The 18,005-nt window shown below is 64.6% G+C and carries 17 protein-coding genes; 8 read left to right on the plus strand and 9 right to left on the minus strand.

Annotated elements, in window-relative coordinates; translation table 11 throughout:
* Window positions 1-4 precede the first annotated feature (4 nt).
* Together CCOS865_RS07290 and CCOS865_RS07295 are read right to left on the minus strand one after the other, a co-directional pair.
* On the minus strand, window positions 5-826 hold the full coding sequence (locus tag CCOS865_RS07290) for an aldo/keto reductase (protein ID WP_119139332.1): 822 nt from the start codon (window positions 824-826) through the stop codon (window positions 5-7).
* Window positions 814-1,719, minus strand: a complete 906-nt coding sequence (locus CCOS865_RS07295; protein ID WP_119139334.1) for a LysR family transcriptional regulator — start codon at window positions 1,717-1,719, stop codon at window positions 814-816. The genes CCOS865_RS07290 and CCOS865_RS07295 overlap by 13 nt, the downstream gene beginning before the upstream one ends.
* 120 nt (window positions 1,720-1,839) lie before the next feature.
* On the opposite strand from CCOS865_RS07295, the gene CCOS865_RS07300 reads away from it, so the two are divergent.
* The 3 genes from CCOS865_RS07300 (at window position 1,840) to CCOS865_RS07310 (ending at window position 3,664) form a co-directional block, all read left to right on the plus strand.
* Entirely contained in the window at window positions 1,840-2,538 is a 699-nt protein-coding gene (locus CCOS865_RS07300; RefSeq protein WP_119139336.1) for a CoA transferase subunit A, read from the plus strand.
* 34 nt (window positions 2,539-2,572) lie between these two features.
* Window positions 2,573-3,229, plus strand: coding sequence for a CoA transferase subunit B (locus CCOS865_RS07305; protein WP_119139338.1), 657 nt, complete (start codon window positions 2,573-2,575; stop codon window positions 3,227-3,229).
* Window positions 3,230-3,313: 84 nt separating this feature from the next.
* Window positions 3,314-3,664 (plus strand): hypothetical protein, encoded by a 351-nt coding sequence (locus CCOS865_RS07310; protein ID WP_119139340.1) that lies wholly within the window; start codon window positions 3,314-3,316, stop codon window positions 3,662-3,664.
* Window positions 3,665-4,571: 907 nt separating this feature from the next.
* Here the strand turns inward: CCOS865_RS07310 and CCOS865_RS07315 are convergent.
* Both CCOS865_RS07315 and CCOS865_RS07320 read right to left on the minus strand, forming a co-directional pair.
* Window positions 4,572-5,456 (minus strand): dihydrodipicolinate synthase family protein, encoded by an 885-nt coding sequence (locus CCOS865_RS07315; RefSeq protein ID WP_119139342.1) that lies wholly within the window; start codon window positions 5,454-5,456, stop codon window positions 4,572-4,574.
* 32 nt (window positions 5,457-5,488) lie between these two features.
* Window positions 5,489-6,271, minus strand: coding sequence for an aldolase (locus CCOS865_RS07320; protein ID WP_119139344.1), 783 nt, complete (start codon window positions 6,269-6,271; stop codon window positions 5,489-5,491).
* 164 nt (window positions 6,272-6,435) lie between these two features.
* Between CCOS865_RS07320 and CCOS865_RS07325 the strand changes: the two genes are divergently transcribed.
* Complete coding sequence (locus CCOS865_RS07325) at window positions 6,436-6,975, plus strand: helix-turn-helix domain-containing protein (protein WP_119139346.1); 540 nt, start codon at window positions 6,436-6,438, stop codon at window positions 6,973-6,975.
* Window positions 6,976-6,985: 10 nt separating this feature from the next.
* Window positions 6,986-7,777 carry an AraC family transcriptional regulator gene (locus CCOS865_RS07330; protein ID WP_119139348.1) on the plus strand — a complete coding sequence of 264 codons (792 nt, stop codon included), beginning with the start codon at window positions 6,986-6,988 and terminating at the stop codon, window positions 7,775-7,777.
* On the opposite strand, the gene CCOS865_RS07335 is transcribed toward CCOS865_RS07330, so the two are convergent.
* Entirely contained in the window at window positions 7,778-8,362 is a 585-nt protein-coding gene (locus tag CCOS865_RS07335) for a LysE family translocator (protein ID WP_119139350.1), read from the minus strand. It lies immediately after the preceding gene.
* Window positions 8,363-8,640: 278 nt separating this feature from the next.
* Here CCOS865_RS07335 and CCOS865_RS07340 point away from each other — a divergent pair, with 278 nt between their 5' ends.
* Complete coding sequence (locus CCOS865_RS07340; RefSeq protein ID WP_119139352.1) at window positions 8,641-10,212, plus strand: TerC family protein; 1,572 nt, start codon at window positions 8,641-8,643, stop codon at window positions 10,210-10,212.
* Here CCOS865_RS07340 and rarD read toward each other — a convergent pair.
* Together rarD and CCOS865_RS07350 are read right to left on the minus strand one after the other, a co-directional pair.
* The gene (gene rarD / locus CCOS865_RS07345; protein ID WP_119139354.1) at window positions 10,175-11,062 is read right to left on the minus strand and encodes an EamA family transporter RarD; all 888 of its coding nucleotides are present in this window, start codon (window positions 11,060-11,062) and stop codon (window positions 10,175-10,177) included. The two genes, CCOS865_RS07340 and rarD, sit on opposite strands and share 38 nt — an antisense overlap.
* 33 nt (window positions 11,063-11,095) lie before the next feature.
* The gene (locus CCOS865_RS07350) at window positions 11,096-12,667 is read right to left on the minus strand and encodes an EAL domain-containing protein (RefSeq protein ID WP_119139356.1); all 1,572 of its coding nucleotides are present in this window, start codon (window positions 12,665-12,667) and stop codon (window positions 11,096-11,098) included.
* A gap of 306 nt (window positions 12,668-12,973) precedes the next feature.
* Here CCOS865_RS07350 and hppD point away from each other — a divergent pair, with 306 nt between their 5' ends.
* Window positions 12,974-14,050, plus strand: coding sequence for a 4-hydroxyphenylpyruvate dioxygenase (gene hppD / locus CCOS865_RS07355; protein WP_119139358.1), 1,077 nt, complete (start codon window positions 12,974-12,976; stop codon window positions 14,048-14,050).
* Between the two features lie 24 nt (window positions 14,051-14,074).
* Here the strand turns inward: hppD and CCOS865_RS07360 are convergent, their stop codons facing one another.
* Together CCOS865_RS07360 and CCOS865_RS07365 are read right to left on the minus strand one after the other, a co-directional pair.
* Window positions 14,075-14,866 carry a CSS-motif domain-containing protein gene (locus CCOS865_RS07360; RefSeq protein WP_119139360.1) on the minus strand — a complete coding sequence of 264 codons (792 nt, stop codon included), beginning with the start codon at window positions 14,864-14,866 and terminating at the stop codon, window positions 14,075-14,077.
* 132 nt (window positions 14,867-14,998) lie between these two features.
* Window positions 14,999-15,688, minus strand: coding sequence for a type 1 glutamine amidotransferase domain-containing protein (locus CCOS865_RS07365; protein ID WP_119139362.1), 690 nt, complete (start codon window positions 15,686-15,688; stop codon window positions 14,999-15,001).
* 201 nt (window positions 15,689-15,889) lie between these two features.
* On the opposite strand from CCOS865_RS07365, the gene CCOS865_RS07370 reads away from it, so the two are divergent.
* A complete protein-coding gene (locus CCOS865_RS07370) occupies window positions 15,890-18,001 on the plus strand; it encodes an ATP-binding protein (RefSeq protein WP_244216071.1) in 2,112 nt (703 codons plus the stop codon).
* The last annotated feature ends 4 nt before the right edge of the window (window positions 18,002-18,005 follow it).

An 18,005-nucleotide genomic window follows, 5' to 3' on the forward strand; every position in this document is an offset into this window, starting at 1 on the left:
CGGTTCAGACCATCGCCAAGCGCTGTTTGCGGGTCGGTGGCGCAAACGCCTGGTCGATCGCGCGCAGGTCTTCATCGCTCAGGGTCAGCTCACCCGCCGCCGCATTCTGTGCCACGTGCGGGGGGTCGACCGCCTTGGGAATGGCGATCACGCCGTCCTCCCGGGTGACCCAGGCCAGGCTCACCTGCGCCGGGGTTGCCCCATGCCGCTCGGCGATTTGTGCCATCACCGGGTGCGTGAGCAAGCGGCCGGCCTGGGCCAGCGGGCAATAGGCCATGGTCGGCAAACCGTTGGCCTGGCTCCACGGCAACAGATCGAACTCGATACCGCGCTGGCTCGGGTTGTACAGCACCTGGTTGGTCGCGCAGGCGGCATTGTCCAGTTCGCGCAGGTCGTCGGTGTCGAAATTGGACACACCCCAACGACGGATCTTGCCCTGCTCGCGCAAGCGCTCGAACGCCTCGACCGTCTCCTCCAGGGGATACTGGCCGCGCCAGTGCAGCAGGTAGAGGTCGATGCAGTCGGTCCGCAGGCGCTTCAGGCTGCGCTCGCAGGCCTGCGGCACGCCGCGCTGGCTGGCGTTGTGCGGGTAGACCTTGCTGACCAGAAACACCTGCTCGCGGCGCCCGGCGAGGGCCGCGCCGACCACCTCCTCGGCAGCGCCCTCGGCATACATCTCAGCCGTGTCGATCAGGCTCAGACCGAGCTCGATGCCTTGCTGCAAGGCACTGACCTCGGCGGCCCTGCGCGCAGGGTCTTCGCCCATGTACCAGGTGCCCTGGCCAATGGCCGGGACGGTTGAACCTGCAAGTTTCACGGTACGCATGTCACCTCCTGTGGATGGGTATGGGTCAGCACGACATCGAGCAGCGCCTCGGCTGCGGTAGAAAGCTTGTGGTCGCTCAGCGCGATGACGCCGATGCGCCGCTCGATGCTGGGTTCGACCAGGGGAATACAGCGCGCGCCCAGCTCCTGCATCTGGTTGATGCACAGCGCCGGCACGGCACTCACGCCCAGGCCGTTGGCGACCATGCGCCCGACGGTCGACAGCTGATGGCTCTCGAACGCCACCGTCAGCTTGCCGTGCTCGGCCGCAACGTGCTGCTCCAGCAATAGGCGCACGGCCGACGGCCGCTGCAGGGCAATGAAGTCTTCGCCCAGCAGTGCGTGCCAGGTGACCTGGGGCTGCAGGGCCAGCGGCGAGTCGGCGGGCACCACGGCGACGAAGCGGTCCAGGTACAGCGGATGAAAGCGCAGGCCGTCGAGGTTGTCCGGTTCAAAGCCGATGCCCAGTTCGACGCGGCGGTGGCGCACCAGTTCCAGCACCTGCTCGTTGATCACGTCGTGCACCGTGACATTGACCTTCGGGTAGCGCTGGCGAAACACCTTCAGTGAGTGCGGCAGCAGGTTGCCGGCAAAGGCGGGCATGGCCGCCACCGAAACCCTGCCCAGCTGCAGGGTGAAGCGCTGGCGGAGCATCTCTTCGGTGTCATCCCAGTCGGCCAGCAGGCGCCGCGCCAGCGGCAGCAGCACCTCGCCTTCCGGGGTCAGGCTGACGCTGCGCGTGGTGCGGGTGAGCAGGGCGCCGCCGAGGTTCTCCTCGAGCGCCTTGATGGTCAGGCTCAGCGCCGGTTGCGAGACGTGCAGATGCTCCCCGGCCTGGGCAAAGCTGTGGTGCTTGGCCACGGTGACAAAGGCGCGTAGCTGCTTGACGTTCATGTGCGGGGGCCGACCTTTGTTTTGGAAAATTTATTAATCGATGACGAAAACAAAATTAACAAATCAGTCGCCAGCGGTGAAGATGGCCGCACGCACAAACAACGACAAAGGCGAATCAGCATGGCCGGACTGGACAAGCGCGTTGCAACCTACCAACAGGCCCTCGAAGGCCTGACCGACAACATGACCGTGCTGGCCGGCGGCTTCGGCCTGTGTGGCATCCCGGAAAACCTCATCGGCGAAATCAAGCGCCGCGGGGTCAAGGGCCTGACCGTGGTCTCGAACAACTGCGGCGTCGATGGCTTCGGCCTGGGCGTGCTGCTCGAAGAGCGGCAGATCGCCAAGATGATCGCCTCCTATGTCGGCGAAAACGCCGAGTTCGAGCGCCAGTTGCTCAGCGGTGAGCTCGAAGTCGAACTGACCCCGCAGGGCACCCTGGCCGAGAAGATGCGCGCCGGCGGCGCCGGCATCCCGGCCTTCTACACCGCCACTGGCTACGGTACGCCGGTCGCCGAGGGCAAGGAAGTGCGCGAGTTCAACGGCCGCAAGTACATCCTTGAAGAAGCCATCACCGGCGACTTCGCCATCGTCAAGGGCTGGAAGGCCGACCACTACGGCAACGTGGTGTACCGCAACACCGCGCAGAACTTCAACCCGCTGGCCGCCACCGCCGGCAAGATCACCGTGGTCGAAGTCGAGGAGATCGTCGAGCCCGGCGTGCTCCTGCCCAGCGAGATCCACACGCCGGGGATCTTTGTCGACCGGGTCATCGTCGGCACCTTCGAGAAGCGCATCGAAAAGCGCACCGTCAAGGCCTGAGCGCCCCCTACAGAACAATACAGAGATCCTGACCATGGCATTGACCCGCGAACAGATGGCGCAACGCGTCGCCCGTGAACTGCAGGACGGCTTCTACGTCAACCTCGGCATCGGCATCCCGACGTTGGTGGCCAACTATGTGCCGGCCGACATGGACGTAATGCTGCAGTCGGAAAACGGCCTGCTGGGTATGGGCGAGTTCCCCACAGAAGGCACCCTCGATGCCGACATGATCAACGCCGGCAAACAGACGGTCACCGCGCGCCGCGGTGCGTCGATCTTCGACTCGGCGCAGTCGTTCGCGATGATCCGCGGCGGCCATGTCGACCTGACCGTGCTGGGCGCATTCGAGGTGGATGTCGAAGGCAACATCGCCTCGTGGATGATCCCCGGCAAGCTGGTCAAGGGCATGGGCGGTGCCATGGACCTGGTAGCCGGCGCCGAGAACATCATCGTCACCATGACCCACGCCTCCAAGGACGGCGAGTCCAAGCTGCTGTCGCGCTGCAGCCTGCCGCTGACCGGCGCCGGCTGCATCCGCAAGGTGCTCACCGACCTGGCCTACCTGGAGATCGACAACGGCGCGTTCATCCTGCGCGAGACCGCGCCAGGGGTGAGCGTCGAGGAGATCATCGAGAAAACCGCAGGCAAGTTGATCGTCGCCGATGATGTGAAGGAAATGACCTTCTGAGGGTTGCGTGAACGATGACCGTGCGATGGCACTTTAATGCCGAGGTGCGGTCAGAGCCGGGCACACATTCGAACAGGAGTTGTCATGAAGAAGATTTCACTGTGTCTCGGCGCTGCGTTGCTGACCAGCCTGGTGGGTTGCGCCGCCAACGAGACCCTCGACACCAGCCGTCTGACCAAGGTCGACGAGAACCACGCGAGCATCGAGGCCAATGGCGCGCGTTATACGCTGGACAGCTACATCATTCCGTTCAACCAGCCGTACTTCATCAGTGTGCAGCGTGATGACGGCAAGCCGCTGACCGTTGCCGAGGCGGCGGCGGTTGCCCAGCCGTATATCGAGCCGCGGGGTTGCACCCAGCCGGTGGCTCGGCGTCCGGACCTGGACAAGAGCAACGGTAGCAAGACCCAGTGGATCGTCGGCATCGAGTGCTGAGGTTGGGCGGGTAAAAAAGGGACGACAGGGTCGCCTCTTTTTTTGCGTGGGTTCGGTGTAGATGCGTTGGGCGTTGGGCTTTTTGGGGCTTATCCGTTTGATGTGGAGGCGCTTATGGCCCCTTCCGCCCTTACGGCGGGTCACTTTTTTTCTTGGAAAAAAGTAACCAAAAACCGCCGGCTCCCACATCAGTCCCGCTCGAAGCGGGATTCCCTCACTCCGGCCTTGCTCCCGCGTGGACCGGGCTGTACGGGCCTTCCTGGCCCGCAGCCCTTGCCGGCCTTCCTGGCCGTCACCCCGCTCCGCAAGACCTCCGTTCGGCCTCCTGAGGTCGCCAAGTTAGGGGCGGCGCCTGGGCTGGCGTTATCTTCGACAGTGACATTTGTGGTGGATATTCGAGCCTATTCGCGGGGCAAGCCCGCTCCCACAGGATCTCCGTTGACCGAAAGAGCGACGCTATCCTGTGGGAGCGGGCTTGCCCCGCGAAGAGGCCGGGACTGCCAGTACAAGTTCTGGCGCTGACGCGCTGTACCGCCCTTATAAACCCGCGAGAGCGCAGCGATTCGCCAGCCGTTGCCCTTGATCTTGATCTTGATCTTGATCTGGCTGGTGATCTTGATCTACTGCGACTTCAGGAGGCCGAACGGAGGTCTTGCGGAGTGAGGTGACGGCCATGGATGGCCGGCAAGCGCCGCGGGCCAGGAAGGCCCGTCCGGCGCGGTCCTCACGGGAGCAAGACCGGAGTGAGGGAACCCGTAGCGCAGCGAAGGGCCGTATGCAGGAGCGAGCGGCTTTGCCTACTTTGGCCAAGACCAAAGTAGGCCGCCGTAAGGGCGGAAGGGGCCAGCAGCAGCCCCCCATCAACCGGATAAGCCCAACAATCGAAACGCGCCCCCCAGCCCATCAATCAGCGCAATTGTTCGAGCAACCCCCGCAACCGCTCAGTCCCTGCCTCATCCAGCCCGAACACCGGCCGCCGCGGCTCCCCAACCGGCAACCCGGTCAACCCCAAGCCAGCCTTGATCGTCGCCGGCAAGCCACCCTTGAGAATGAAATCGAGCAACGGCAACTGCCGGTAGAACAGCGCCCGAGCCTGTTCCAGCTCCCCGTCCCGGACCGCCTGATACAAACCCAGGTTCAGCTCGGCAATCAGGTTGGGTGCCGCCGTGCACCAGCCCTTGGCGCCCGCCACGAAGGCTTCCAGCGCCAGCGGATTGCAGCCGTTGTAGAACGGCACCTGGCCCTCACCGAGCACTTGCAGCTGGTGCATGCGCTGAATATCGCCGGTGCTCTCCTTGACCATCGTCACGTTATCGACCTCACGCACGATCTGCAGGATCAGCTCCACCGGCAGGTCGGTGCCGCTGGTGGCCGGGTTGTTGTAGAGCATGATCGGCAAGTCGACGGCCGCACCGATCGCCCGGTAGTGCTGGCGAATCTCGGCCGGGCTGAGCTTCCAGTAGGCCGAGGGCAACACCATCAGCGCATCGGCGCCGTGCGCCTGGGCGAAGCGGGCGCGGCGAATGGCGCCGGCGGTGGTCAGGTCGGAGACGCTGACGATGCTCGGCACGCGCCGGTCGATCTGCGCCAGGCTGTACTGCGCCACCTGCTGCCATTCGCTGTCACTCAGGTAAGCCCCTTCGCCGGTGCTGCCCAGCGGGGCGATGGCGTGTACGCCGCTGTCGATCAGGCGATCGATCGACTGGCCGAGCGCGGGCAGGTCGAGTCCCTCGCCGTCCGGGCTGAAGGGGGTGATGGTGTAACCGATGATGCCGTGGATTTCTGGGGTCATGGGTCTAGCTCCGCAAGCAAGGCGTTCAGGGGTCAGTTCAGGCAATCGGCATGGCCACGCAGGCTCTGCCGGGCGTAGTAGGCGAAGGCGGCGGCGTGGCGTTTGGGGCGGTCGATCCAGTCGTGCGCCTCGCGGCCCAGTTCAGGCGAGATCGGTTTCACGGTGCCTGCGGACATGGCCAGCAACTGCAGGCGAGCGGCGCGCTCGATCAACTGTGCATAGACACACGCCTGCTCGACGCTGGTACCGGTGGACAACTGACCATGGTGCGACAGCAGGATGGCGCGCTTGTCGCCCAAGGCCTGGCTGATGATCTCGCCCTCTTCGTTGCCGACCGGTACGCCCGGCCAGGCGGCGAGAAACGCACAGTCTTCGTACAGCGGGCAGAGGTCCATGTGCGAGACCTGCAACGGTACCTCGAGCATCGACAGTGCGGCGACATGGGTCGGGTGCGTGTGGATGATGCAGTTGACGTCGGGGCGTGCGCGGTACACCCAGCTGTGGAAGCGGTTGGCCGGGTTGGGCATGCCCTGGCCCTCGAGCACCTCGAGGTCCTCGTTGACCAACAGCAGGTTGCTGGCGCAGATTTCATCGAAGCCCAGGCCCAGTTGCTGGGTGTAGAAGGTGCCCGGTTGCGGGCCACGGGCGCTGATCTGCCCGGCCAGGCCCGAGTCGTGGCCATGCTCGAAGAGAATTCGGCAGGTCAGGGCCAGCTTTTCGCGCACGCTCCACGTATTATCGGCGAGTGAACCTTGCATCTGCGTCAGGGCCTGGCGCACCAGTTGCTCTTTGCTGTGTGTCAGGGTCTTGGCCATGGGGGGAAATCCTCGGTGGCGTGATGATGAAGGTCAGTGCTTGCTGGCCCGGACCTGCTGTGTGGTGTGGTGCGGTCTGGGGTGGCAATGCAGATGACACAAACAATCCTATATGACACAAAGTGTCATGCGCAAGTGCGATTTGCCTGGGAAAGCCGCGTCACATGTCTATTCGACTGAAACTGCTGAGAAAGAAACTGGGGATTACCCTCGAAGTCCTCGCCGACAAGGCCGGGATGACCAAGAGCTACCTGTCCAAGGTCGAGCGGGGGCTGAATACCCCGTCCATCGCCACGGCGTTGAAGCTGGCGCGGGCGCTGAACGTCAACGTCGAGGAGCTGTTCGCCGAGGATCAGCCTGACCAGGCCCGCTACAGCCTGGTGCGCCGTGGCGAGCGCCAGGCGCTGGTAGGCAGCGGGGAAGGGCCGGGCTATGCGGTGCTGACCTCGCAGGTCGGCCAACGCAGCCTGTTGCCGTTCCTGATCCAGCCGCCGACCGCCTTTAGCGACCCGACCTTCAAGGAGCACCAAGGTGAGGAGTTCCTGTTCGTCCACGAGGGGCAGGTGGAGGTCGACTTCATGAATGAGCGGGTGCTGCTGGAGCAGGGTGATGCCTTGCACTTCAATGCCCAGACGCCCCATCGCCTGCGCTCGGTAGGCCCCCACCAGGCGCAATTGCTGGTGGTGGTGCAGGGCGGCGAGTGAGGGCCGGGCGATGATCGAGGTGTCGCGGTTCTGGCGCGATCCGGCATTGCCCTTTGTCGAAGCGCGGCGGGTCGGGGACGGGCGCCAGGTGTGCTATGCCGCGCACTCGCACGCGAGTTTCTCCATCGGCGTGATTACCGCCGGGCGCAGCACCTATGTCACAGGTGACACCCACCGAGACGTGGCGGCGGGTGCCACGGTGCTGATGAAACCGGGCGTGGTGCACACTTGCAACCCGATCGATGGCGAGCCGTGGGCGTACCTGATGCTGTTCGTCGATGTGCCGTGGTTGCAGGCGCAGGGCGTTGACCTGCCCGAGGCTACCCTGAGTACATCGACCGCCCTTTACAGCAGGCTGTTGCAGCTGTTCGCCGGCTTGTTCGACGCCGATACGGTCGACCGCGAAGGCCTGCTGGCGGCATTTTTCCTGGCGCTGCCTGGGTACCTCGAGGCTCCGCCAGGGGCCCGCCTTGATGACCATCCGCGGCTCGAGGCCGCCGCCGCGTTTATCCGCGCCCACCGCCTCGATCCCTTGAGCCTCGAAGACATCTGCACGGCCGCGGGGCTGTCACGGGCGTATCTGATCCGTGCCTTCCGCCAGCGCTTCGGGCTGACCCCGCATGGTTACCTGCTGGATCAGCGGGTGCAGCATGCACGCGGCCAGTTGCGGCTGGGCCGGGCGATTGCCGAGGTGGCGCTGGAATCCGGGTTCGCCGATCAGGCGCATTTGCAGCGGGCGTTCAAGCAGCATCTGGCGGCGACGCCAGGGCACTACCGCAGCGGCGGCGCCGCGCGCGGCTGATCACCCGAGGATCAGGTACAGCGCGCTGGCGACCAGCAGCCCCGCCAATGTGCGATTGAACCAGCGCAGGTGTCGCGGGTTGCCCAGGTACTGGCGGATCACGCTGCCGGCCCAGGCCCAACTGGCAATCGATACGAAGCAGATCGGGCCGTAGATCCAGCTGAACAACCACAGCAATTGCTGTTCACCGCCGGTGTAGGCGCCGACGCCAGCGACTGCTGCCAGCCACGCCTTGGGGCTGAGCCACTGCATGGCCGCGCCCTGCCAGGCCGACGGCGCGCGCTGCTCGGTCTGACTGCCCAGCTCGCCCTGGTCAGCCGCCAGTTTCCAGGCCATGTACAGCAGAAAAACCACCCCGCCCCAGTGCAACGCCCAACCGATCAGCGGCCAGCGCAACAACAGCTCGTGCACGCCCAGGCCCACGATCACCAGCAGCAGGCAGAACCCCAGGGTAGCCCCCACTGCATGTTTCAGGCTGGCACGCAGGCCATGCCGCGCACCGCTGCCGAGGGCGACGATATTGACCGGCCCCGGTGAAATCGAGGCCGCCAGGGCAAAGGCGGCCATGGACAGGGAAAGGCTCATGGGTAGACGCTCCAGGTTGTTCATGTGTCCACTATCCTGATCCACAGGCGGGGCAGGGTATTGAACAAAAGTCCCCTGGCGCCGGTACCGGACACGTCCCTTTACAGGTTTTGTAATAGTTTCCCACTGTCAGAAAAGTCTGCTGTGCTTGTAGGATCTCAGTCCGTATTTCTTATCAAGGTATGTATGAACAGCTTCTCGGAGCCCCCCAGTCCCAGGCCGTCCCGGCCATCTTTCTCCCTCCGTCCCCGTGACGTCTCTGCTATGAGTACCCGCTAATGGAATGGCTAGCCGACCCCACGGCCTGGCTGGGCCTGCTGACGCTTATCGTCCTCGAGCTGGTACTGGGTATCGATAACCTGGTGTTCATCGCCATTCTTGCCGACAAGTTGCCGCCGCATCAGCGTGACCGCGCGCGGGTGATCGGCCTGAGCCTGGCGCTGATCATGCGCCTGGGCCTGCTGGCGAGCATCTCGTGGATGGTGACCCTGACCGAGCCGCTGGTGGATATCTTCGGCAAGAGCTTCTCCGGCCGTGACCTGATCATGCTGTTCGGTGGTGTGTTCCTGTTGTTCAAGGCCACCATGGAGCTGCACGAGCGCCTTGAGGGGCATGTGACCCAGGCGTCCGGCGCCCTGCGCCACGCCGCGTTCTGGCCGATCGTGGCGCAGATCGTGGTGCTCGACGCGGTGTTCTCGCTGGACGCGGTGATCACCGCCGTGGGCATGGTCGAGCACCTGTCGATCATGATGATCGCGGTGGTGTTCTCGATCGGCATCATGATCGTTGCCAGCAAGCCGCTGACCCGCTTCGTCAATGCCCACCCGACGGTGATCATGCTGTGCCTGGGCTTCTTGATGATGATCGGCTTCAGCCTCACCGCCGAAGGCCTGGGCTTCCATATCCCCAAAGGCTACCTGTACGCGGCGATCGGCTTCTCGATCCTCATCGAGCTGTTCAACCAACTCGCCCGGGCCCGCCGCAAGCGCAGCCTGCAGCAGCATCGGCCGTTGCGTGAACGCACTGCCCATGCGGTACTGCGCCTGCTCGGCGGGCGTCGGGTAGAGGCCGACGAGGTCGGTGAAGAGATTGCCGACCTGGTCGAAGGTGGCGAAGCACAGGTGCTGTTCGACCGCCGCGAGCGGGTGATGATCAGCGGTGTGCTGAACCTTGCCGAACGGCCGATCCGCACGGTGATGACGGTGCGCACCGAAGTCGATGCGCTGGACCTGGCGCAGCCCGCCGAGGCGATTACCCTGGCGCTGGCCAACTCGCCGTACTCGCGCCTGCCGTTGATCCGTGACGGGCGCAGCGAAGAGCCGCTGGGCTTCGTGCACAAGAAGGAACTGCTCAAGGAGTTGCTGGGCGGTCATGAGCCCGACCTCGAGCGCATGGTGCGCGAGCCGCTGAACCTGCTGGAGAGTTTCAGCATCCTCAATGCCCTGGAGCAGATGCGCAGTCAGTCGACGCACATCGCCTTTGTGGTCAACGAGTTTGGTGAGTTCACCGGTTTGCTGACCATGACCGATATTCTCGAGTCGATTGCCGGTGAGCTGCCGGACGCCAGCGAGGTGGAAGGCCCTGAGATCGTCGAGGAAACCGACGGCTTTGTCGTCAGCGGCGCCCTGAACCTGAGCCAGGTGCAGGCGCGGACCGGTTTCAGCGCCCGCGCCACCGAGGACTACCAGACCCTCGCGGGCCTGGTGATGAGCCTGCTCGACCGGCTGCCGGTGGTCGGTGACTGCCTGGCCTGGAACGGCTGGACCATGACCGTGATCGCGGTGGAGGAGCGCCGGGTGCGCCAGGTGCGCCTTACACCGAGCGCCGACGCTGGCGCAGCAGGTGCCTGAAGCCTTCCAGCACCAGCACCAGCACCGCGGCCCAGATCGGCAGGTAGGTCAGCCACTGGTCGGGGCCGATGGTCTCGCCCAGCAGCAAGGCGACGCCGACCAGCAGCACCGGTTCGACGTAGCTGAGCAGGCCGAACAGGCTGAACGGCAACATCCGGCTGGCCAGCACGTAGGCGATCAGGGCGCAGGCACTGATCGCCCCGAGCAGCGGGATCAAGCCGTACAACCCGGGGTGCTGGAGCAGGTCGGCGGTTGACAGCGGGCCCTGGATGACAAAGTACAGGGCCCACGGCAGCAGCAGGCACATGTCGCACCAGAGGCCGCCCAGGTGGTCGGTCTGGCAGCGCCGACGCAGGACGAAGTAGATCGGGTAGCCGATCATCACCACCAGGGTTTCCCAGGCAAAGCTGCCGTTCTGGTACAGCTCGTGGCCAACCCCCAGCGCAGCGCAACTGACCGCCACCTTCTGCAGGCGTGACAGGCGCTCGCCGTACACCAGCCGCCCGGTCATGACCATGGTCAGCGGCAGCAGAAAGTAGCCCATCGACACTTCCAGGCTGCGCCCATGCAGCGGCGCCCAGAGGAACAGCCACAGCTGCACGCCCATCAACCACGAGGTGCCGACCATGCCCAGCAACAGCCGCGGCCGCTGGCGGACCCGGCCGAACAGCTCGCCGACCCTTTTCCAGTCTTTGCTGACCAGCATGAACAGCGTCAGGCAAGGCAGGGTCAGCAGCGTGCGCCAGCCAAAGATCTCCTCGCCGTCGAGCGGCGTCAGGAGAGAGGTATAGAAGTACATCACGGCGAACAGGCAGGACGCCATGACCGATGAAACAATGCCTTTTGACACGAATGCCTCGGTTACAGGAGAGGAGCGGTTGGATCAGCCGCGCATGATCTCAGGGCGCGCGTCGGGCGGCAACCGGGTACTCCCCGCCAGCGCCTGGAGGAAGTCGTCCAGCGGCATCGGCCGGGCGAACAGGTAGCCCTGCTGGAAGTCGACCCCGTGGCCCGCCAGGTAATCACGCTGGGTCTCGGTTTCGACCCCTTCGGCGACGATCCCCAGCCCCAGCTTTGTCGACAGCTCGATGATGCTGTCGAGGATGTGCTGCGACAGGGCGTCGCCGCCGATCATGGCGACAAAGCTCTGGTCGATCTTCAGGTAATCGACCTTGAACTGGCGCAAATAGTTGAGGCTCGACTGGCCGGTACCGAAGTCGTCCAGGGCGATCATCACCCCCAGCTCATGCAGCTTCTCGAACAGCTCCAGGGTCATCGGCGTGGCCTCGATCAGCTTGCGTTCGGTCAGCTCCAGGGTCAGTACCACCCGCCCCGGGGGAAAATGCTGGAGAAACGTCCGGCAGTCGTCGAGCAGGCGCAGGTCACGGCAATGGTCGGCGGTAATGTTGACGCTGATGTGGAAGCCGTCCTCGAGCAAGGCCGCATACGGCGCCAGGCCCTGCGCGGTGTGCAGCATCAGCGCACGGGTCATGGCGACGATCTGGCCGCTGTGCTCTGCGTAGGGGATGAACAGGTCCGGCCGCACCAGGCCTTCGCGCGGATGGTTCCAGCGCATCAGCACTTCGGCGCCCGCCCAGCGGTAGTCGCCCTTGCGCACCACCGGTTGGAAATACGGCAGGAATTCGTCCGCCTCCAGCGCCCGATCAAGCTCTGCGCGGGACGACGAGGCCCGCCGCAGTTGCCAGCGACAGGCACCGCCCGCGGCCCCGCCCAACAGCAGCAACAGGCTGAGCAGGGCAGGGTAATGCTCGCGCATGCGCTCGGCCTGCTTACCCGCGGCATAGCCGCTGTGCACACTGAACGGGTAACGCGCCGAAGGCTGCAGCACCGCTGCACTGGCCGCCACCGAAGGCGCGCCTGGGTGAACCACGCCGTCCTTGCCCATCCAGTGGTCGCCGACCTGCAATTGCAGCTGTTCATCAGGGCCGATCAGGCGCAAGGCGGTCAACAGGTGCACACCGTCGACCGTGGCGATCGCGGCGCGGTCGGCTTGGCTGGCGCGATAGACCAGCAACGGATGGCCCGGGGTGACTGAGTTGCCGTCCATCAGCCAGAGGCGGCCATCGGTGTAGTCGGCGGGGTCGACCGGCTCATCGTAATCGCCGAACAGCGAGTTGCAGTACAGGGTGTTGCCCGTGACCAGGTTGGTCGAGCGCACGAAGGCGTTGCGGGTGACTTCGCCGCGCATGGCTACCTGAATGTCGGCACACGGCTGCCCCGACAGCGGCAGCAACGCCTCGGTGGCGCCAGACAGGTTGTCGAGGATGCGCTCGACATGCGCGACCACCTGTGCGCTGGTCGCCTGGCTGCTGTTGTGCAGTTCGCGCCCGGTCTGCCAGTACATGACCACCAGGCCGCACAGCACCGGCAGCACGCCGATGATCCAGGGCAGCAGGGCGCGCCAGCGGGCGGGACGTTTAACCGAAAGCGGCATGCTCATCTAGTCTTGTATAAGGAAGTGGCGCTGAGGATAGCCGCTCGTCGGCCTGTCCGGCGAACTAAAAACGCGACAAACCGAGTTACGCCATATAGAATCCGGTTACGAATACAACAATAAGGTCTTCCTTGCCGGAGGATCAAACCCGCCGAGAATGGGTCCTATGACTTACCCTGGGTTCACGCTGATCATTGGTACCTTCCTCGCCCGCAGCGTGCGCGGCATCCCCTGCTCGCCACCCCGTTCGTCCCCCCTCTGAAACAATTGACCGACTGTTTTTACGCTGTAGATGAGGACACGAACATGGCTGATATCTTCGAAAATCCAATGGGCCTGATGGGCTTCGAGTTCATCGAGCTGGCGTCGCCGACCCCGGGCGTGCTGGAACCTGTATTGCAGATCCTGGGCTTTACCAAGGTCGCTTCGCACCGCTCCAAGGATGTCGACCTGTATCGCCAGGGCGACATCAACCTGATTCTCAACAACGAGCCGAAGAGCGTTGCCTCGTACTTTGCCGCCGAGCATGGTCCGTCCGTGTGTGGCATGGCGTTTCGTGTGCGCAACGCCCACCAGGCCTATGCCCGCGCGCTGGAGCTGGGCGCTCAGCCGGTGGAGATCGAAACCGGCCCGATGGAGCTGCGCCTGCCGGCGATCAAGGGCATCGGCGGTGCGCCGCTGTACCTGATCGACCGTCATGAAGAAGGCAGCTCGATCTACGACATCGACTTCACGTTCATCGAAGGGGTCGATCGCCACCCGGTGGGTGCCGGCCTTAAGATCATCGATCACCTGACCCACAACGTCTACCGCGGGCGCATGGCCTACTGGGCCGGCTTCTACGAGAAGCTGTTCAACTTCCGCGAAATCCGTTACTTCGACATCAAGGGCGAGTACACCGGCCTGACCTCGAAGGCGATGACCGCGCCAGACGGCATGATCCGCATCCCGCTCAACGAAGAGTCGTCCAAGGGCGCCGGGCAGATCGAAGAGTTCCTCATGCAGTTCAACGGTGAGGGGATCCAGCACGTGGCATTCCTCACCGACGACCTGCTCAAGACCTGGGACGCCCTCAAAGGCTTGGGCATGCGCTTCATGACCCCGCCGCCGCAGACCTACTACGAGATGCTCGAAGAGCGTCTGCCGGGCCATGGCGAGCCGGTCGACCAGTTGCAGCCGCGCGGCATCCTCCTGGACGGCGCCTCCGAACAGGGCGACAAGCGCCTGCTGTTGCAGATCTTCTCGGAAACCCTGCTCGGCCCGGTGTTCTTCGAGTTCATCCAGCGCAAGGGCGACGATGGCTTTGGCGAGGGTAACTTCAAGGCGCTGTTCGAATCCATCGAGCGTGACCAGGTGCGTCGCGGCGTGCTCACCGCCGACTGAGTCCCGGGCGCACCCCGCCAGCAGCTAGGCGGCGGTGCGCTTTTCTCGGCGATTGCGGAAGATCCCCCAATAGGTGATCGCCGCCGTCACCAGCCCCACCAAGGCCAGCGAAGGCAGAATCTGCAGCATCGACTGGCGGGCCTCCTTGACGAAATGCCCCTCTGCATAGCCAGCCTTGACCGTGTAGTCATGGTGGCTCGAGCGCGCGCTGTGGAAAAACTCGGCCTGCGACGGTCGTTGCGCGTCGCGGCTGTCGCCGATGCTGCCGATATAGTGCTCACCAAACTCCAGCAACAGTGTCAGCTCACCCTGAAAACCATGCAGTTCCTTGCGCAACTCGATGCCATAGCTGGTGGCGACCACGCCCGGGTCGGTGTTGCCCAGACGGTACTCGACCACCACCCCGTTGGGTGTCGTCAGCGAATTGAAATTCAGCCGCAGGTGGCTGCCCGGCTCGAATGCGACCGGGTAGGGCGCGAGCATGGGCATCGAGCTGCAATACACCTGGTTGTCCCGGGTCAGCATCAACGAGCGGATCCGCGGGTCTGCGCTGGCCAGGGCGCGCAGCTCTTCGCTTGCCGAGGCGCAGGCGGCCCCGCTGTAGCGGGCGGCATCGCTCGCCGCCAGGTGCAGGTTGTCGAGCACCCGGTCGATCGCGAACAGGGCTTCGTGGGTCGAGACCCGGGCGTCGTCCTGGAACTTTCTTTCCAGCTGGTACAGCATCACCGCCAACCCCGAGGCCATGGGCACCAGCCCGATGGCCAGGATCAGCAACAGCTCGAGCAAGCTGCGTCCCGCATGCATGAATTTCGACATCAGCCTTCGGCTCTCCGGTCAACGGCTGTCCTTGGCTGGACAGCTTCCACCAGAGAGTACGGAGGGCCGCGCCCACGAGCTGTAGGCTATTGTCGGTCTGCGCTGAGGTAAACCGGTCGCGAGGTGTCGGAGTCAGGCCTCGCGCGCGAGCGTTTCGAGCACTTTGCGGGCGACCTGTGCGCTGGATGCCGGGTTTTGCCCGGTGATCAGGCGACCATCGCACACGACGAATTCCGCCCAGGCATCGATGTGGCTGGAATACTTGCCGCCGCGCGCGACCAGCTCGTTTTCGGTGAGAAAGGGCACCACCTTGTCCAGCTCCACCAGCTTTTCTTCGGTATTTGAGAAGCCGGTCACTTCACGGTCTTTGACCAGCAGGGTGTTGTCGCTGAGCTTGATGTTGAGCAAGCCCACCGCGCCATGGCACACCGCGGCCACCACGCCGCCCTGTTCGTAGATGCGCCGCGCCAGGTCCTGTAGCGCACTGTCGTTGGGGAAGTCCCAGATCACGCCGTGGCCGCCGGTGTAATAAATCGCGCTGTAGTCCTCGGCCTTGGCTTGGCCGGGGCTCAGGGTGCTGCCGAGGCGGTTCATGAAGGCCTTGTCGGCATACCATTGCCAGTCCAGCTCGGGCGCCATTTCCAGGCTCTTGGGGTCGATCGGCACATAGCCACCGTTGGGGCTGACGAAGTCGACGGCGTAGCCGTGCGCTTGGACCTCGTCGACAAAATGGACCGCTTCGCCCAGCCACAGCCCGGTTGCACGGTTGAGTGTCGGGTACTTGGCAGTGTTGGTCAGCACCACCAGGATCTTCTTGTTCATGGCCACGCTCCCATCGACAGCAAAGGGCCCGGTTGCACCGGGGCGCAGAGAAAACCTACTCAGCATAGCTGCCGATCAGGCCGACGCCATTCGCCGTAGGGCTGGCAACGCGCAGCCGCCCTCTGCATACCCCGGACGAATGTGCGCAGCCCGTGCCACGCCTGCTCGCAAGCATTGCAGAAAGCACCGTTCAGGCAGATGATGCGCGCATTGGGCGGCAACCCACCACATCAAGGATTGAACACAGTGGTCGCTAAAGGCAACGCACCCGGTCCCGCCATTCAGGTGGTCCACCTTACCCCCGCCGCAACGGTCGACGGCATGAGCGAGTCGATCAGCTGTCACGATTGGGCGCAGACCCGCCTGGGCGCGCTGCCGCACTGGCCACCGGCGTTGCGCATCGCCGTCGACATGATGCTGCAGTCGCCCTTTCCCTCGGCGTTGGTCTGGGGCACCGAGCTGACGGTGATTCACAATGACGCCTACCGGGCGCTGCTGCCGCGCCCGGATGGGGGCTTGGGCGCTGCGTTCGATACGTTGTGGCGCGAGCACTGGGCGAACATCGGCCCCTGGGTGTTCAAGGCGCTGGGCGGGCACTCCAGCTTTGTCGAGGACACACCGGTCAGGATCGCGCTACCGGGCACGGGCGGGCACGCCTGGTTTGCCTTCAGCTATACCCCGATCAGGGACGACCACGGCGCGGTGGCCGGCTTTCTGCACACGGTGATCGACACCACGGCGAGCATCGAGACCATCGACGCCTGGCGCGAGCGCGCGTTGACCTTCGAAAAGCAGATCGCCCGCTACCGGGTCGACCGCGATCACATCTGGCAGTTGTCTCAGGATGCGATGATCGTGGTCAGCCGTGACCTGCGCCTGCAGGCGGCCAATCCGGCCTGGTACCAGATGCTCGGCTGGCGCGAGACGCAGTCGCCCGGCATGCCGCTCATCGACCTCGTCCACCCGGCCGATCGCCATGAGGCGTCTACCGCAGCGCTTGAGGTGTTGCACGGCAAGGGCGTCGACCAGATCGATACGCGGGTGCGCCACAGCGAGGGGCATTACCGCTGGTTCCGCTGGAGCGCGCGGCTCGAAGGCGAGCTGTTGACGGCCGTCGGCCGAGATATCAGCAGTGAGCGCGAAGAGGCCATGCGCCAGACCCAGGCGTTGCTGCGCAACAGCCAGCGCCTGGGCGCAGTGGGTCAGTTGGCCGGCGGCATGGCCCACGAGATGAACAACCTGCTCTCGGGGATCGGTGGCAGCCTCGAGTTGCTGCAACGGCGCTTCGCCCAGGGGCGCCTGGAGCGTATCGACAACTACGTGCAGCTGGCGCGCGACTCGGTGCAGCGGGCGATGCTCCTGACCCATCGCCTGCTGGCGTTTTCCAAGAACCAGCCGTTGTCGGCCAAACCCCTGGAGGTCAACCAGCATCTGCTGGCCCTTGAGCCGATGTTGCTGCAGGCGCTCGGCCCCGAGATGCGCCTGCAATGGCAACTGGACATGGCGCCCTGGCGCGTGCGAGTGGATGCCGGCCAGCTGCAGAACGCCCTGATCAACCTGTGTGCCAACGCTCGCGATGCCTGCCTGCCGTCCGGCACCTTGACCCTGCGCACCGCCAACCAGCGGCTGACCAGCAGCGACCCTGAGGACAGCGGCCTGCCGGCCGGTGACTACGTCGCGATCCACCTCGAAGACGATGGCCATGGCATGACCGCCGAAGATGTCGCACGGGCATTCGAGCCGTTCTTCACCACCAAGCCTGCTGGCCGCGGCGCGGGGTTGGGGCTGTCGATGGTCTATGGGTTTGTCAGCCAGTCAGACGGCCATGTGTGGATCGAGTCGACCCTGGAGCAGGGTACCCGGGTCGTGCTGCTGTTCCCGCGCTGCCTGGAGGCGCTGGAGGAACCTGCGCCAGTCGAACCGCTGGCGGCCCTGCAAGCGGCGCGCGGCGAGCGCCTGCTGTTGATCGACGACGAAACCAACCTGCGCAAGCTGATGAAGGAAGCGTTGGTCGACCATGGCTTCGAGGTGCATGACGTGGCGGATGCCAACGCCGCCATGGCGCAGTTCCGCCATAACGGCGCGTTCGACCTGGTGATCACCGACATCGGCTTGCCGGGGGGCTTCAGCGGGCGTCAGTTGGCCAAGGCCATGCGCTTGCTCAAGCCAGAACAGAAGATCCTCTTCATCACGGGCTACACCGAGGACCCCGTCGAACAGCAGTTGCTCGACGAGCCGGGCACGGCCCTGATGCTCAAGCCGTTTTCCCTGAGCCTGCTGGTCGGCCAGGTGCAACGCCTGTTCAACCCCTGACGCG

Origin of the sequence: Pseudomonas reidholzensis (genome assembly GCF_900536025.1) — a bacterium.
GTDB lineage: Bacteria > Pseudomonadota > Gammaproteobacteria > Pseudomonadales > Pseudomonadaceae > Aquipseudomonas > Aquipseudomonas reidholzensis.

Coding starts and splice junctions, on each gene's coding strand:
- CCOS865_RS07370 (WP_244216071.1), top strand. CDS start 15,890: ATGCGCGCATTGGGCGGCAACCCACCACATCAAGGATTGAACACAGTG.
- CCOS865_RS07325 (WP_119139346.1), top strand. CDS start 6,436: ATGTCTATTCGACTGAAACTGCTGAGAAAGAAACTGGGGATTACCCTC.
- CCOS865_RS07330 (WP_119139348.1), top strand. CDS start 6,986: ATGATCGAGGTGTCGCGGTTCTGGCGCGATCCGGCATTGCCCTTTGTC.
- CCOS865_RS07315 (WP_119139342.1), bottom strand. CDS start 5,456: ATGACCCCAGAAATCCACGGCATCATCGGTTACACCATCACCCCCTTC.
- CCOS865_RS07360 (WP_119139360.1), bottom strand. CDS start 14,866: ATGTCGAAATTCATGCATGCGGGACGCAGCTTGCTCGAGCTGTTGCTG.
- CCOS865_RS07310 (WP_119139340.1), top strand. CDS start 3,314: ATGAAGAAGATTTCACTGTGTCTCGGCGCTGCGTTGCTGACCAGCCTG.
- CCOS865_RS07340 (WP_119139352.1), top strand. CDS start 8,641: ATGGAATGGCTAGCCGACCCCACGGCCTGGCTGGGCCTGCTGACGCTT.
- CCOS865_RS07300 (WP_119139336.1), top strand. CDS start 1,840: ATGGCCGGACTGGACAAGCGCGTTGCAACCTACCAACAGGCCCTCGAA.
- CCOS865_RS07320 (WP_119139344.1), bottom strand. CDS start 6,271: ATGGCCAAGACCCTGACACACAGCAAAGAGCAACTGGTGCGCCAGGCC.
- CCOS865_RS07350 (WP_119139356.1), bottom strand. CDS start 12,667: ATGCCGCTTTCGGTTAAACGTCCCGCCCGCTGGCGCGCCCTGCTGCCC.
- CCOS865_RS07290 (WP_119139332.1), bottom strand. CDS start 826: ATGCGTACCGTGAAACTTGCAGGTTCAACCGTCCCGGCCATTGGCCAG.
- CCOS865_RS07305 (WP_119139338.1), top strand. CDS start 2,573: ATGGCATTGACCCGCGAACAGATGGCGCAACGCGTCGCCCGTGAACTG.
- CCOS865_RS07335 (WP_119139350.1), bottom strand. CDS start 8,362: ATGAGCCTTTCCCTGTCCATGGCCGCCTTTGCCCTGGCGGCCTCGATT.
- hppD (WP_119139358.1), top strand. CDS start 12,974: ATGGCTGATATCTTCGAAAATCCAATGGGCCTGATGGGCTTCGAGTTC.
- CCOS865_RS07365 (WP_119139362.1), bottom strand. CDS start 15,688: ATGAACAAGAAGATCCTGGTGGTGCTGACCAACACTGCCAAGTACCCG.
- CCOS865_RS07295 (WP_119139334.1), bottom strand. CDS start 1,719: ATGAACGTCAAGCAGCTACGCGCCTTTGTCACCGTGGCCAAGCACCAC.